The following is a 14,723-nucleotide window of genomic DNA, read 5'->3' as shown; positions in this document are numbered from 1 at the left end:
CCTTTCCTTTGAGGGTCAGGCGCCGACCTTCTCGCCAAACGTCGAGAAGAACTGCCCTGCCAATTTCTTCGATGTCGATTGGATCAGCCGGCTGCCGAGTTGCGCGATCTTGCCGCCGACCTCGGCCTTGGCGGCGTATTTGAGCACTGTCGAGTCCGCCCCGTCGGCGGTCAGCGTCACGTCGGCGCCGCCCTTGGCGAAACCGGCAACGCCGCCCTTGCCTTCGCCCTGGATGGTGTAGGAATGCGGTGGCTTGAGGTTTTTCAGCGTGACTTCGCCGTTGAAGGTCGCCTTGATGGGGCCGATCTTGAGCACCACGGTCGCAGCCATGGCGGTGTCCGAATTCTTCTCAAGGCTCTGGCAGCCGGGAATCGCCACCTTCAGGATCTCCGGGTCGTTAAGGGCTTCCCACACTTTCCCGATGGGTGCGGCGATCCGCTCCTCGCCTTCGATCACCAAAGCCATCAAGACCTCCCGCATTGCTGATGCCGGTTGGTCGTAGCGCGCGGCCCGAAACAAGTCTATCGCACCAAAGTCCGGGTTCCGGCTGCGCCTGCCTCTTGCCTGCATGAACGCATTGTCCTATCGATTTGTCATACAAATACGGAGACCACCATGGCAGGCGCCCCCACCAAGAAGAAGAAATTTCGCTCGCAGGAGTGGTTCGACAATCCCGACAATCCGGGCATGACGGCGCTCTATCTCGAACGCTACCTCAATTACGGCCTGACTCGCGCCGAGCTGATGTCGGGCAAGCCGCTGATCGGCATCGCGCAGACCGGTTCCGACCTTTCGCCCTGCAACCGGCATCACCTCGAGCTTGCCAAGCGCGTGCGCGAGGGCATCGTCTCGATGGGCGGCATCCCCTTCGAGTTCCCCTGCCATCCGATCCAGGAGACCGGCAAGCGCCCCACGGCCGCGCTCGACCGCAACCTTGCCTATCTCAGCCTGGTCGAAGTGCTCTACGGCTATCCGCTCGACGGCGTCGTGCTGACCATCGGCTGCGACAAGACGACGCCTGCCTTGCTGATGGCGGCGGCCACCGTCAACATCCCGGCGATCGCGCTTTCGGTCGGCCCGATGCTGAATGGCTGGCACAAGGGCAAGCGCACCGGTTCGGGCACCATCGTCTGGGAATCGCGCCAGCGGCTGTCTGCCGGCGAGATCGACTATGACGAGTTCATGGACATCGTCGCCTCCTCGGCGCCGTCGACCGGCTATTGCAACACCATGGGCACGGCTACCACGATGAATTCGCTGGCCGAGGCGCTCGGCATGCAACTGCCCGGCTCGGCCGCTATCCCTGCACCCTACCGCGAGCGCGGCCAGATTTCCTACGAGACAGGCAAGCGCATCGTCGAGATGGTGCATGAGGATCTGAAGCCGTCCGACATCATGACCCGCGAGGCGTTCGAGAACGCCATCGTAGTCAACTCGGCCATCGGCGGTTCGACCAACGCGCCGATCCACCTCAACGCCATCGCCCGCCATCTCGGCGTGCCGCTCGACAATGACGACTGGCAGAAGATCGGCCTCGACATCCCGCTGCTGGTCAACCTGCAGCCGACGGGCGAGTATCTCGGCGAAGACTATCACCATGCCGGCGGCGTGCCGGCAGTCGTCGCCGAACTGATGAAGGCCGGGCTGCTGCCGCATCCCGGTGCCATCACCGCCAACGGCAGGTCGATGGGCGACAATTGCCGGGATGCCGTCAACGAGAATCACGACGTCATCCGCAGCGCCGACAAGCCGCTCAAGGCCAATGCCGGCTTCATCAACCTCAAGGGCAACCTGTTCGATTCCGCCATCATGAAGACCAGCGGCATCTCGCCCGAATTCCGTGAGCGCTACCTCTCCAACCCGAACGACCCGGAGGCCTTCGAGGGCAACGCCATGGTCTTCGACGGGCCGGAGGATTACCACGCCCGCATCGACGATCCCGCGCAGGGCATCGACGAGCACACGATCCTGTTCATGCGCGGCGCCGGTCCGGTCGGCTATCCGGGCGGCGCCGAGGTGGTCAACATGCAGCCGCCGGCCTACCTGATTAAGAAGGGCATCCACGCCCTTGCCTGCATCGGTGACGGCCGCCAGTCCGGCACGTCGGGCTCCCCGTCGATCCTCAATGCCTCGCCTGAAGCCGCGATCGGCGGCGGGCTGGCGCTGCTCAAGAGCGGCGACCGCGTCCGCATCGACCTGAAAAAGGCCACGGCCAATATCCTCGTCAGCGACGAGGAGATCGCCAAGCGGCGCGCCGCGCTGCAGGCCAATGGCGGCTATCACTATCCCCAGCACCAGACGCCTTGGCAGGAGATCCAGCGCGGCATGGTCGACCAGTTCTCGGCCGGCATGGTGCTGAAACCGGCGGTGAAATACCAGGACGTCGCCCATACCAGCGGCGTGCCGCGCGACAATCACTAAGCCTATTTATTCGGCCGATCAAAAGGGGCGGCTTGCCGACGGCGAGCCGCCCTTTTCTGTTGCCCTTGTTTCATCTCCAGGGAACCCACAGATAAGCTCGACCTCGGCAGCTCACGAAGGGACAGATCATCGTGGCGAAACGGCGCTCTTCCCTCGGCTTTCTCGGCATGTTCGGCCGCTCCGGCGATCTGCGCCAGCTCGACGACGCGTTGCGTGCGGCCGACCTGCATCCGGCGCTGGTACCAGAGGGCGTGAAACTCACCATCGTCAACCTGATGAACGACCGCTGGCCCGACGAGCCGCCGGCGGACGCCTATGCATCCGTGGCGCAGCTCTGCGGCTATTGCGTCGCCGGACGCCATGTGTTCGAGCAGGCCAACGGCCGCGAGCCGACATTGCAGGTCGAGCGCCGCATCGAGGCGGCGCTGGAGGCCGGCGACAGTTTCGACGCGCAGATCGTGCTGATGACGCTGCACGCTAAGCTGATCAACGCCGAGGTCGTCGAGCGCTACGGGCTGAGCGCGGAATGATCAGACGAACAGGACGCGTTGAGCTTTGGTCAGGCCGAGTCGAAAATGGCGGGTTCCGAGAACCGGTCTATGCCGGCCGTAGCCTTTATAGAGCGGAGACATCTAAGAGAGCTTCGGCCGGCGAAGGCCGGAAGCGCAGGAAAGGCATCGTTTGCAGGCCGGCCTTCACCTGAATATTAGCCGCCCATCTTGCTGCGCGGCAGCTTGATCATCTCGCCGAAGCGGGCGCGCAATTTGTCGTCGAGCAGGCGCGAGACGTGGCGCGGGAAGCGCTCGGCAAGCACGCGTTTCTTCTCCGCGATCGCCCGCGACAGGATGTCGGGCCGGCCCTTCTCGTTCCATTCCTTGGGCGAGAAACGATCGCCGACGGCGGGATAGAAATATTCCGTCTGCATCAGCTTCAGCGTCTGATCGTTGCCGAGATAGTGCCCGGGGCCCTTGAGGCAGACATCGGCGATGGTGTCGATCGACAGCGCGTCGTCGGTCACCTCGATGCCGCGCACGCAGCGCAGGCAATGTCCGAGCATGTCGTTGTCGATGATCAGGCTTTCGAGGCAGAAGCCGAGCAGCGAGGCATGCATGCCGGCCGATTCATAGACCAGGTTCAGGCCGGACAAGCCCGCCATGACATTGGTGATGCCCTTCTCGTAGCCGGCCTGGATGTCGGGCAGCTTCGAATCCGACATGCCGGCGGCCGAGCCGCCGGGCAGGTCGTAATATTGCGCCATCTGCGCGCAGGCCGCGGTCAACACCGCTTGCTCGGCCGAGCCGCCGGACATGGCGCCGGTCCTGAGATCGGAGACGAACGGCCAAGTGCCGAAGATCGCCGGATGTCCAGGCTTGACGGCATTGACATAGACCAGGCCCATCAGCACTTCCGCCACCGCTTGCACGACGGCGCCGGCAATGGCGGCAGGTGCCGTGGCGCCGGCCTGGCCGGCCGACAGAAGCAGGATCGGAATGCCGCCTTCGACGCAGGCCTCCAGCACCCCGCAGGCGTCCTCGGCGAACTTCATCGGCGGCACGACGAAGCAGTTCGAGTTCGACACGAACGGCCGCGCGCGGAAATTCTCCTCCCCGCCGGCGATTGCATAAAGCATTTCCAGCGCTGGCTTGACGTTCTCGCGCACGGTGAACGAGGTGCCGACATGCTTGGACGTCCCCATCACGCAGGCATAGAGCGTGTTGAAATCCATATCGAGCGGGTCGGGAATGTCGCGCGGCACCATGGTGCGCTGGAAGAAGTGGATGTTGTCCAGCCCATCGACGAGACGGGCGGCGTCGTAGAGATCCTGCAGCAGCGATTCGCGATATTCGCGCTTCTCGACATCGACCAGATGCACCGCCGCGCCCGCCGTGCCGTAGTGCACGCGTTTGCCCTGGATCAGCATGTCGTGCTTCGGATCCTGGCCATGGAGGGTGAAATTGCGCGCCGCCTTTTTGATCGTGTCCAGCACCAAGGCGCGCGGCAACCGAACGCGGCCGTCATCGCCATTGGTGGCGCCGACCCGGGTCAGCGCCTCGATGCAGGACGGGATGGCATTGGCGAAGCCGACCGTTTCCAGCAGCGTCAGCACCGCTTCGTGGATGCGCTCGCGGTCGTTCTGGCTCAATGGGCCATAGCTGCCGCCTTCAAGCCCCGGCCGCACCGGACGGATATCGTCGGCCAAGGGCGCCGCCCGCATCGCGCGGCGCGCTTCGCGCCCGCCGGACCGCCGCGAACGCTGGTCCGACGACGATTCCTGCTTCTCGAGAGCCACTGACATGGAAGCACTCCACCTTTTGTCTTTTTCTGCGCGGCGAACGCGGCGGTTGGTCCACCATCGGCTGCCTCGTCCCCTTCTGGCTCCGACTATGCCGCCGGCATTGGCACAGCCTATGGGCCAAGCAATCCCGTCGAATATGCCAGAGTGCTAAAGCGGCAAACATACGCCCAAACAAAAAAAGCCGGCGCGGCGCCGGCTTTTTTCAGGAGGTCTGTGGCGATCAGGCGGCCGCGGGCCTGCGTCCGGCGGCGGTAGCGAGTTCGCGGATGCCCGGCTCGATATGCTGCAGCGAGATCGAGGAGATGCCCAAGCGCATGAAACGAGAGGGCTTTTCGCTGCGATCGAAGAACCGGTCGCCGGGTTCGATGATGACGCTGCGCGAAGCGGCCGCTTCCGCAAGGCCGCGTGAATCGGTACCGCGCGGTCCTTCCAGCCACAGCGATGTGCCACCCGCCGAGTCGGTCGAGCGCCACTCTGGCAGGAAAGCGGAAATCGCATGGACCAGGCGCTTGCGCCGTTCGTCGAAGGCGGTGGAAAGCCTGCGCACCAGCGCCTCGTGATGGCCGAGCGACAGGAACAGCGCAACGGCGCGCTGGTTGTTCGCCGGCGGGTGCCTGAGCATGAAGCGGCGCAGTGCGCGAAGCTCGGCGATCAGCCCGGCCGAGGCCACGATGTAGCCAAGCCTGAGACCCGGAGCCAGCGTCTTCGACATCGAGCCGACATAGATCACGCGGCCGGAACGATCGAGGCTCTTCAGCGCCTGCTGCGGTGCCTCGTCGAGCAGCTGGCTGTCATAGCCGTCCTCGATAATGATCTGGTTGTTGCGGTTGGCGCGCGCCAGGAGATCCTGCCGCCGCTCCGCCGACAACGGCACCATGGTCGGGCAGTGGTGGCTGGGCGTGACGAAGACGAAGCCGGAATCGCTGGGGATCGCGGAGGTCACGATGCCCGACTGGTCGACCGGAACCGGCTGGATATCGGCGCCGGCCAGCCGGAAGATCGAGCGGGCGTCAGGATAGCCCGGGTCTTCCATGGCCACCTTCGAGCCCTTGGTCATTAGCAGCGACGCAAGCATGTAAAGTGCGTTCTGCGCGCCCAGCGTCACGATGATCTCGTCCGGATTGGCGAAGATACCGCGCCGCGGCAGGAGCCTGGCCTGGATCTGTTCGATCAGCAGCGGATCGTCGCGGTCCACCATGTCGGACGCCCAGTTGCGGATCTCGAGCACCGCCAGCGCCATGCGGTTGCACTCGCGCCATTCGGCGGTCGGAAACAGCGCCGGATCGAACTGGCCGTAGACGAACGGGTAGGAGGACTTGATCCAGTTGTCGTGCTTGGCCGGCGGCGGCATGTCGCTCGCGGCGATCTGCCGGCGCGCCTTCCAGTCGATCTCGTTCTGCTGGTCGGGCGCCTTCTGGTGCGGCTTGGCGGGGGTGGCCAGCACGTCCGGATTAACGAAATGGCCGCGCCGTTCGCGCGCCACTAGGAAGCCCTGGTCGACCAACTGCTGGAAGGCGAGCACCACCGTGCCGCGGGCAACCCCGAGTTTTTCCGCGAGAATTCGGCACGACGGCAACGGCATCGAGGCGGCGATCTGTCGGTCGAGAATGGCCGCGACGATCGCCTGGCGGATCTGCGCCTGGAGGGTTTGGCCGGATTCAGCCGAAATCCGGAACAGGCCGGACCATATGGCCGTGTCATTGCGCTGTGGCATGGGAAATGTTCCTCGGACGGCCAGCTGTTTTCACTTGGCTGGACCAGTGGAGTGTATGGGTGGCATAAGGTGTTGCGCCAATCAATTTTTCTGATCGCTGGGATTTATGCCAGTGATCTATCAAGCGCGACGCGAAGCGTCGTCGCCCTCCGCCCCAGCGCCCCGCCGCGAATTCCCGCACCTCACCATCCAACACCGCCTCTCATCAAAGCGTGAATGCGGTGCGGCAAAGCCGCGCTTGAACGAAATGGAAATCGGCTCGATAGAATGACGCGCCGACACGCGCCGGAAACATCCGGCCTGTTAAAATGGTCTAAAAACCCGCCAGGAGCCCGCCAGTGGATCAGTCAGCCTTCGACAAGCAGGTCACCGCTCTGCGTGAGCAGCGTGCGGCGGCCAGGGGCACAATGCGCGAGGCCTTCGCCGCCGATCCCAAGCGCTTCGAGGCATTCTCCGTCACCGACGGCGACCTTCTGCTCGACTGGTCGAAATGCGCCGTCGACGCAAATACGATGACGATGCTGGAAAAGCTCGCCGCCGCCGCCGACCTCGCGGGACGTCGCGCCGCCATGTTTGAGGGCGAGAAGATCAACATCACCGAGAACCGCGCCGTGCTGCACACCGCGCTGCGCAACCTGACCGGCAAGAGCGTGATCGTCGACGGCCAGGACACCAAGGCCGATGTGATCGCCGTGCTCGACGCCATGGGTGCCTTCGCCGACGCCATCCGCTCCGGCAAGGCGGCCGGTGCCACCGGCAAGAAGATCACCGACATCGTCAATATCGGCATCGGCGGCTCCGATCTCGGCCCGGCGATGGTGACGCTGGCGCTCGCGCCCTATCATGACGGGCCGCGCGCGCATTACGTCTCCAATGTCGACGGCGCCCATATCCATGACACGCTGAAGGGTCTGTCTGCCGAGACGACTTTGTTCATCATCGCCTCCAAGACCTTCACCACGGTCGAGACGATGACCAATGCGCAGACGGCGCGCGATTGGGTGCAGAAGGCGTTGGGCAAGGAAGCGGTCGGCAAGCATTTCGCCGCCGTCTCGACCGCCCTCGACCTGGTGGCGAAGTTCGGCATCGAGCAGGACCGTGTCTTCGGCTTCTGGGACTGGGTCGGCGGCCGCTATTCGGTCTGGAGCGCCATCGGCCTGCCGGTGATGATTTCCGTCGGCCCGCGCAATTTCCGCGCCTTCCTCGACGGCGCGCATGAGATGGACGAGCATTTCCGCTCGGCGCCGATGCAAAAGAACCTTCCGGTGCTTCTGGGGCTGATCGGCTGGTGGCATCGCGTCGTCTGCAAATATCCGGCCCGCGCCGTCATCCCTTACGACCAGCGCCTGTCGCGCCTGCCGGCCTATCTGCAGCAGCTCGACATGGAATCGAACGGCAAGAGCGTCACGCTGGACGGCACAGCGGTCGCCACGCCGACCGGCCCGCTGGTCTGGGGCGAGCCCGGCACCAACGGCCAGCATGCCTTCTTCCAGCTCCTGCATCAGGGCACCGACTTCATTCCCGTCGAGTTCCTCGCCGCCGCTGTCGGTCACGAGCCCGAATTGAAACACCAGCATGATCTTTTGCTCGCCAACTGCCTGGCGCAGTCGGAGGCCCTCATGAAGGGGCGCACGCTGGAAGAGGCGCGCGCCCAGATGCTGGCCAAGGGCATGAAGCCGGCCGATGTCGACAGGATCGCGCCGCACCGCGTCTTCTCGGGCGATCGCCCCTCGCTGACCATTCTCTACAGAAAGCTCGACCCGCGCACATTGGGCCGAATCATTGCGCTCTATGAGCATCGCGTCTTCGTCGAGGGCACGCTGTTCAACATCAATTCCTTCGACCAATGGGGTGTCGAGCTCGGCAAGGAACTGGCGACAGGCCTGCTGCCTGTCGTGGAAGGCAAGGAGACTGCCGCAAAACGCGACGCCTCGACTGCCGGGCTGGTGGGACATATCCACCAATTGCGCGGCGCGGAGTAAACGGGATTGGCGGATATCAAGGGAATATTGTTCGACAAGGACGGCACGCTTGTCGACTTCAACGCGACCTGGCTCGGCGTCGCCGACTTCATGGCGATGGATGCCGCCGAGGGCGATCGCTGGAAAGCCGATCGGTTGCTCGCCGCCGCCGGCTTCGACTTCGTCACAAAGCGCTTCAAGCCGGATTCGATCTTCGCCTCCGGCTCGAACATGGACGTCGTCGAGCTCTGGTTCCCGCGTCTGTCCGAGGAAGATCAGATGCACGCCGTTTCCCGCTTCAACGAGATCACCTCGGCGCAAGGTTCGGCTATGGCGGTCGCACTGCCGGGCGTCGTCGACTCGTTGCGGGCCTTGCACAAACGATCCTATCGCATGGGCGTCGCCACCAACGATTCGACCAGCGGCGCCGAAAAGACGCTGGCTACGCTGGGCATCGCGCAGCTCTTCGATGCCGCCTTCGGCTATGACGCCGTTGCTAACTCCAAGCCGGCGCCCGACACGGTCGTCGCTTTCTGCGACCTGACCGGGTTGAGGCCCGGCGAGATCGCCATGGTCGGCGACAACCGACACGATCTCGAAATGGCCCGCGCCGGCGGCTGCGGCCTGGCGGTGGGCGTGCTCTCCGGCACCGGCACGCGCGACTCGCTGGCGCCGATGGCGGACGTCGTTCTGGACTCGGTCGCCGACCTGCCGGATTTTCTGACTGCGCGGGTGAACGTGCCGGCGGGTTAGACCGGGCGCCGTCCCAGGAAGACGCCTCAATCAGCCATTCTCCGATGCGACTGCTTCTTGGCCCGATTGCCGCAGCTGTTCATCTCGCACCACCGTCGCGAACCGTTCTTCGTGCGATCTATGAAAAGCCAGCGGCAGTCGTGCGGCGGGCATTGTTTGAGACGCGATAGTTCGTCGCCGCGAAGCAGGTCGAGAGCCGACCACGCGATTGCCCCGGTGATGCGATTGGCGCCTCGGAAATGCAACGACACCGGCGATCCAGCGAGCGCGGCGGTTCTGAGCGCTTCGGCCGCGTATTTTCGAATGGTGTCGAGTGCGGCAGCGGGAGGTTCGTCGCCGTGAGCTATTGCCGAGCCGGCGTCGCTTACGGCGCGGCGAAGGGCGAGAACGTCTTTGACCAAAGCTTTGTGGTCGGCCGAAGGAAGGGCGAAATCATCGTCGATCAGGCCCGTTTGCCTTGACCACGCCAGGATGTCCGCCGCCGTCGCGAGATGGTCGATTTCCCGGTCGGTGCCGCGCCGACTGATGGTGTTGGCGAGGTCAAGGGCCAGGTTGCCGGCGATACGATGGGGAAGTGACATTGGCGACGGCTTTCATTTCCTCGCTGCGTTGGGGCGGTCGCGCCCAAACAACGCCAATCCTGCGGCTACCAACAACAGTGCGGCGCCGCCGATCTCGGCCGCTCCGACCTTTTCGCCGAACAGCCAAACGCCTACGGCCAGGGCAACGATGGGCGAGATGAAGGCATAGAGCCCGGCGCGGGCGGTGCCCCATTGTTCAAGCAGGCGCAGATAGATCGTGTAGGCTACGATGGTTCCGAGGAGGGAGAGGAACAACAGGCTTGCCGCAGCCGGAGTGACATCGATCCTTCCTGGCAGCGTCGCCGAAACCTCGCCCAAAAGGAATGAGACGACGATCAGCGCCGCGCCGCCGAGAACGGCGTGGATCGCGGTGAGTGTCAGAGGCTTGATCGGGCCGATCAGCGGCCGCGCAATGACGCTCCCCGCGCAGTAGCACGCCGTGCCGGCCACGATAGCGGCAAGCCCCAATCCGTTTCCGGATTCCTGCTCGACAAGACGCGTCCAGAAGAGGCCAAGCAGACCTGTGCAGCCGAGCGCCAGAGCCAGGCCGTGTCGCCAAGTGGGCCGCTCTTCTCCGAGCAGCACTGCCAAGCCAAACAGAAGCACCGGAACCAGCGCGAGATTGACCAAGCCGGATAGGCCGGAGGGGACCGTTTGCATGCCCCAGAACAGCAGTCCGTAGGTTCCGGCATTCGTCAGCAGGGCCGATATGATGACTCGCATCGACCGGCCTTCCGCGAATGCCGATAAGGCTCCATGTGTCCAAAATGCCAGGATTCCTGCAGTCAGCAGATAGCGCAGCCCCGCCAGAAGAATCGGGGGGACGCCCGCATCCAGGCCGATCTTGACTGCCGCCCAGGTCAGCCCCCAGATCAGTGCCATGAGGCCGAACAGGGCGAGGTTGCTCATGACGGCAACGTCAGCGCAGATCCTGGTCGTCGACGAGGATGCGATGGATCTCGATGCGCTCGGGCAGTTCGATCAGAAATTCGGCGTCGCGGTCCAGATGGTGGACTTTGATCGGGTCGCCCTTGGTGAAAGCGGTCATCGCCTCGATATCGGGCCAGTAGGAGATGGTCGTGAACCAGGTCTCCTCTTCCCGGTCCTCGCGAAAGAGCTGGACGCCGAGCGCAACCTGCTGAAGCGGAGGAATGCCCTCTGCCTTCAGATAAGGTTCGTAGCTGTTCGCGACGTCGCGACGGGTGCGGCCGCGCCAGATGCGTGCGATGGTTGGTTTCGTCGCCATGTTCGTCTCCTTGGGTTCTGGATTTGGCGGAGAGCCGTGCTTACGGCAGCGTTCGCGAGAGGAACTCGCGCACCAGCCGCAGGGCTTCCTCGAAATGTGTTTCCAACAGCCAATGCCCGGCATCGTCGAGGATGTGGAGCTCCGCATCCGGGAGGTCGCGCCGATAGGCGAGCGCTGACTGCTCGGGCATGTAGCCGTCCTGCGGTCCCCAGACGATCAGCGTCGGCGGACGGTGCTCGCGCAGATAGGAATGGTATCGCGGGAACCATTCGATGTTCTGCTCGAGCTTTTCCATCAGCCGGACCGACACCGCCTTCCGGATCGGTGTGTTCATGAGCGGCCAATGCAGCTTCCACAGATCGGGAGGGACGCGGCTCGCGACGTCCTCGGAGACCTCGCCGATGAACTCCTTGCGGAATCCCTCCTCGCTGACCGCCTCCTCGAGTGGACGGTGCCTCTCTGCCGATTTGTCCACCCACCAGGCTTTGATCGTGTCGTATTTCGGCCCGAGCACGTCCTCGTAGATGTCGCCGTTCTGGATGATCAGCGCCGCGATCCTGTCGGGATGCGCTATCGCGTGACGGAGGCCGATCTGAGAACCGTAATCGTGGAGCCAGAGCGCATAACGCTCCAAATGCAGCGCATCGGCAACGTCAGCGAGAACGCCGGCATAGGCGTTGAAATCATAGTCGAACTCGGCGGGGTCCGGTGTGTCGCTGTAGCCGAATCCAGGCCAGTCGAATGCTACTGTTCGCCAGCGGTCGGCCAAGCCCGGCATCAGGCGTCTGAACTGGTAAGACGAGCACGGGTAGCCATGCGGCAAAAGAAAAACGGGAGCATCGGGCGGTCCTGCTTCCCGCAGAAATATCGTGTGGCCGCCGATCTTTGATCGACGGTGATTTGTGTCGTGGATTTCCATGACTGCTCCGTCTCTTCGTTCTATCCGTTAGAACTGGCAAACGGGTTTAGCTGGTCCCTGTTCCGAGCTTTGCTCTCGGACCCATGAATAAGAAAGTGCTGTATGACCGGTGGCGCCCGATGTGAGGCGAGGGGCGATTGCTGGGCTCCTCAGCCACTCTTTTATCGGACAAAGGCGAACACCGCGCTGGGCCTGGGTTCGCTGCCGCCGTTTCCGCCGACATCCGGCACGTGATATTCGCCGAGCAGGCAAAGCCGTGGTCTGGGCAGCCAGGCGCGGCCGGGATCGCCGACCAGCACATCGATGCCGGCGGCTAGGCAGCGGTCGAGGAACGGGATCATCCGTTGCCCGACATCCTGCGCGTAAAAGACGTCGCCGGCGAGAACCAGGTCGACCGCCGGCGGCGGGCCCTCGGTGAGGTCCTCGTCGCGTGTCTCGATGGCGACGCCGTTGGCTTGCGCGTTGAGGCGGAGCGCCACGACGCCGTTGCGGTCGATCTCCGCTGCGATCACTGCGCTCGCGCCGGCTTTTGCCGCAGCGATGCCGACCAGCCCCGAGCCGGCGCCGAGGTCGAGCACGCGTTTGCCGGCTACGATCGACGGACGGTCGAGGATATAGCGTGCCAGCACGGTGCCGCCGGCCCAGGCATAGGCCCAGTAGGGCGGCTGTGGGTCAGGCCGGCTTCCGTCGCTCTCGTCTTCCGGTTCGAGCAGCCGCCGCAGTCTGCTGCCGGGATGTGCCTGATAGAGCAGCACCTCCGGCACTGATGGCACCGGCGCCAGCCGCATGTTCGCCTTGATGAATTCCGCCGGATCGAGCCGCTTGTCTCGCTCCCGTGCCTTGCCGGCGGAACAATCGCTCAAACCTGGTCCCGCAGCGCCCGCCGCAGGATCTTGCCGACCGGTGTCTTCGGCAGCTCGGTGCGGAATTCGATGAATCTCGGCCGCTTGTAGCCGGTCAGGTTCTCGCGGCAATAGGCCATCAACGTCTCGACGGTGAGCGCCGGATCCTTCTTCACCACGAACAATTTAGGCACCTCGCCGGAATGCTCGTCCGGCACGCCGATGGCCGCCACTTCGAGCACGCCGGGGTGATGCGCCACCACCTCTTCCAGTTCGTTGGGATAAACGTTGAAGCCGGAGACCAGGATCATGTCCTTCTTGCGGTCGACGATCTTGGTGTAGCCGCGCTCGTCCATGAAGCCCATGTCGCCGGATTTGAAGAAGCCGTCCTTGGTCATTGCCTTGGCGGTCTCGTCGGGCCGGTTCCAGTAGCCGGCCATAACCTGGGGGCCGCGGATGCAGATCTCGCCCACTTCGCCGAGCGGCACGTTGTTGCCGTCGTCGTCCCGAATGGCGATCTCGGTCGAAGGCAGCGGCAGGCCGATCGTGCCGGTGAAATCGGCCGAGCTGAACTTGTTGGCGGTCGCCACCGGCGAGGTTTCGGAGAGCCCGTAGCCTTCGCTCACCGGACAGCCGGTCAGCGCCTTCCAGCGCTCCGCCACGCCCTTCTGCACCGCCATGCCGCCGCCCAGCGTCAGGATCAGCGGCTTGAAGTCCAGCTTGCGGAACTCCTCATTGTTGAGCAGCGCGTTGAACAGCGTGTTGAGGCCGGGGAAGATGTGCATCGGGTATTTCGCCAGTTCCTTGACGAAGCCCCGGATGTCGCGCGGGTTGGGGATCAGCACGTTCTGCGCGCCCTGCTGCATGCCCATCAGCGCGTTCACCGTCAGCGCGAAGATGTGATAGAGCGGCAGCGCGCAGATGAAGTTGAGATGCGCCGGCTTCGGCTTGACCGTATAGGCGTCCTCTACCCATAGCGAATTCTGCGCGACGTTCGAAAGCACGTTGCGATGCAGCAGCACCGCACCCTTCGAGACGCCGGTGGTGCCGCCCGTATATTGCAGGAAGGCGATGTCGTCGCCAGAGACCGTGGGCGGCTTGAAGGCGATGCTCGCTCCGGTCTTGAGCACGGCGTTGAATTTGACATGGCCAGGCAGCGACCATGCCGGAACCATCTTCTTAACCCGTCGCACCACGAGGTTTACGATGGCGCCCTTGAGTCCGCCCAGCATGTCGCCCATGGCGGCGACGATGACATGCTTGACCGGCGTCCTGGCGATCACCGCCTGCAGCGTGCTGGCGAAGTTCTCGAGGATGACGATCGCCTGCGCGCCGGAATCCTTCAGCTGGTGTTCCAGCTCGCGCGGCGTGTAGAGCGGGTTGACGTTCACCACCGTATAGCCGGCGCGCAGTATGCCCATCATCGCCACCGGATATTGCAGCACGTTCGGCATCATCAGCGCCACGCGCGCGCCCTTCTCCAGGCCTCTCGCCTGCAGATAGGCGCCGAACGCGGACGACAGCCGTTCGACCTCGGCATAGGTGATCGACTTGCCCATGCATACGAAAGCCGGCCGCCCGGCGAATTGCTTGCAGGCGCCGACGAGGAACTCGCCGATAGACTTGTAGGGCAGGGCGCCGATCTCGGCCGGCATGTTCTTGGGATAGCTTTTCAGCCACGGCTTTTCCGGCAAGCCGACGGTGAGCTCGGTGATCGCCTTCGGCAGGCTCTTCGAGGCAGGCTTCGCGTTGCCCGTCGCTGGCGCCGTCTTCGCGGCGGGCGACTTCGCGGCCGCTTTTCCGGCTTTTGCCGCCGCGGGCTTGGCAGCGGCCGGCTTTGGGGCTGATTTTGCGGGTTTTGCAGTCGTCTTCGCCTTCGCTGTGGCTGCGGCCTTGGCGGTCTTGGGCGCATCGCTTGCGGCGGCGCCCTTGGCCTTTGCATTCACCGGGGCTGTCGTCTTGGCTGCTTTTGCCACCTGTCTCTCCCTGT

Annotated in this window: 13 protein-coding genes; 4 read left to right on the top strand and 9 right to left on the bottom strand. The window is 64.1% G+C overall.

Going from position 1 to position 14,723, the window contains the following annotated elements; genetic code table 11:
- Positions 1 to 15 precede the first annotated feature (15 nt).
- A complete protein-coding gene (locus tag LB523_RS13165; RefSeq protein WP_224603147.1) occupies positions 16 to 465 on the bottom strand; it encodes an SRPBCC family protein in 450 nt (149 codons plus the stop codon).
- 150 nt (positions 466 to 615) lie between these two features.
- Here LB523_RS13165 and LB523_RS13160 point away from each other — a divergent pair, with 150 nt between their 5' ends.
- Complete coding sequence (locus LB523_RS13160; protein ID WP_224603145.1) at positions 616 to 2,421, top strand: IlvD/Edd family dehydratase; 1,806 nt, start codon at positions 616 to 618, stop codon at positions 2,419 to 2,421.
- A 131-nt stretch (positions 2,422 to 2,552) separates the two neighbouring features.
- On the top strand, positions 2,553 to 2,951 hold the full coding sequence (locus LB523_RS13155; protein WP_095766051.1) for a hypothetical protein: 399 nt from the start codon (positions 2,553 to 2,555) through the stop codon (positions 2,949 to 2,951).
- A 176-nt stretch (positions 2,952 to 3,127) separates the two neighbouring features.
- On the opposite strand, the gene LB523_RS13150 is transcribed toward LB523_RS13155, so the two are convergent.
- Positions 3,128 to 4,717 (bottom strand): trimethylamine methyltransferase family protein, encoded by a 1,590-nt coding sequence (locus LB523_RS13150; protein ID WP_224603144.1) that lies wholly within the window; start codon positions 4,715 to 4,717, stop codon positions 3,128 to 3,130.
- 220 nt (positions 4,718 to 4,937) lie between these two features.
- Positions 4,938 to 6,431 carry a PLP-dependent aminotransferase family protein gene (locus tag LB523_RS13145; RefSeq protein WP_095766049.1) on the bottom strand — a complete coding sequence of 498 codons (1,494 nt, stop codon included), beginning with the start codon at positions 6,429 to 6,431 and terminating at the stop codon, positions 4,938 to 4,940.
- 338 nt (positions 6,432 to 6,769) lie between these two features.
- Between LB523_RS13145 and pgi the strand changes: the two genes are divergently transcribed.
- Together pgi and LB523_RS13135 are read left to right on the top strand one after the other, a co-directional pair.
- Positions 6,770 to 8,413: a glucose-6-phosphate isomerase gene (gene pgi / locus LB523_RS13140; RefSeq protein WP_224603143.1), complete on the top strand. Its 1,644-nt coding sequence runs from the start codon at positions 6,770 to 6,772 to the stop codon at positions 8,411 to 8,413.
- A gap of 6 nt (positions 8,414 to 8,419) precedes the next feature.
- Positions 8,420 to 9,145, top strand: coding sequence for an HAD family hydrolase (locus LB523_RS13135; RefSeq protein WP_095766047.1), 726 nt, complete (start codon positions 8,420 to 8,422; stop codon positions 9,143 to 9,145).
- Between the two features lie 26 nt (positions 9,146 to 9,171).
- On the opposite strand, the gene LB523_RS13130 is transcribed toward LB523_RS13135, so the two are convergent.
- The 6 genes from LB523_RS13130 to LB523_RS13105 form a co-directional block, all read right to left on the bottom strand.
- A complete protein-coding gene (locus tag LB523_RS13130; protein WP_224603142.1) occupies positions 9,172 to 9,726 on the bottom strand; it encodes a CGNR zinc finger domain-containing protein in 555 nt (184 codons plus the stop codon).
- Positions 9,727 to 9,738: 12 nt separating this feature from the next.
- A complete protein-coding gene (locus LB523_RS13125) occupies positions 9,739 to 10,635 on the bottom strand; it encodes a DMT family transporter (RefSeq protein WP_224603141.1) in 897 nt (298 codons plus the stop codon).
- A 10-nt stretch (positions 10,636 to 10,645) separates the two neighbouring features.
- Positions 10,646 to 10,972, bottom strand: a complete 327-nt coding sequence (locus LB523_RS13120) for a hypothetical protein (protein WP_040993861.1) — start codon at positions 10,970 to 10,972, stop codon at positions 10,646 to 10,648.
- A gap of 40 nt (positions 10,973 to 11,012) precedes the next feature.
- A complete protein-coding gene (locus LB523_RS13115; protein WP_224603140.1) occupies positions 11,013 to 11,891 on the bottom strand; it encodes an alpha/beta fold hydrolase in 879 nt (292 codons plus the stop codon).
- A gap of 161 nt (positions 11,892 to 12,052) precedes the next feature.
- A complete protein-coding gene (locus tag LB523_RS13110) occupies positions 12,053 to 12,754 on the bottom strand; it encodes a class I SAM-dependent methyltransferase (protein WP_224603139.1) in 702 nt (233 codons plus the stop codon).
- Positions 12,751 to 14,709: a long-chain fatty acid--CoA ligase gene (locus LB523_RS13105; protein WP_224603138.1), complete on the bottom strand. Its 1,959-nt coding sequence runs from the start codon at positions 14,707 to 14,709 to the stop codon at positions 12,751 to 12,753. The genes LB523_RS13110 and LB523_RS13105 overlap by 4 nt, the downstream gene beginning before the upstream one ends.
- Positions 14,710 to 14,723 lie beyond the last annotated feature (14 nt).

Source organism: Mesorhizobium sp. ESP-6-4 (genome assembly GCF_020164735.1).
In the GTDB taxonomy this organism is placed as follows: Bacteria; Pseudomonadota; Alphaproteobacteria; order Rhizobiales; family Rhizobiaceae; genus Mesorhizobium.
The sequence above is the reverse complement of the archived record's forward strand: the minus strand, read 5'-3'. Positions and strand labels throughout refer to the sequence as shown.

Bases quoted from the DNA above. Each gene is read 5' to 3' on its own strand.
- LB523_RS13115 (WP_224603140.1), bottom strand. From the start codon at position 11,891: ATGGAAATCCACGACACAAATCACCGTCGATCAAAGATCGGCGGCCAC.
- LB523_RS13165 (WP_224603147.1), bottom strand. From the start codon at position 465: ATGGCTTTGGTGATCGAAGGCGAGGAGCGGATCGCCGCACCCATCGGG.
- LB523_RS13130 (WP_224603142.1), bottom strand. From the start codon at position 9,726: ATGTCACTTCCCCATCGTATCGCCGGCAACCTGGCCCTTGACCTCGCC.
- LB523_RS13160 (WP_224603145.1), top strand. From the start codon at position 616: ATGGCAGGCGCCCCCACCAAGAAGAAGAAATTTCGCTCGCAGGAGTGG.
- LB523_RS13125 (WP_224603141.1), bottom strand. From the start codon at position 10,635: ATGAGCAACCTCGCCCTGTTCGGCCTCATGGCACTGATCTGGGGGCTG.
- LB523_RS13145 (WP_095766049.1), bottom strand. From the start codon at position 6,431: ATGCCACAGCGCAATGACACGGCCATATGGTCCGGCCTGTTCCGGATT.
- LB523_RS13150 (WP_224603144.1), bottom strand. From the start codon at position 4,717: ATGTCAGTGGCTCTCGAGAAGCAGGAATCGTCGTCGGACCAGCGTTCG.
- LB523_RS13120 (WP_040993861.1), bottom strand. From the start codon at position 10,972: ATGGCGACGAAACCAACCATCGCACGCATCTGGCGCGGCCGCACCCGT.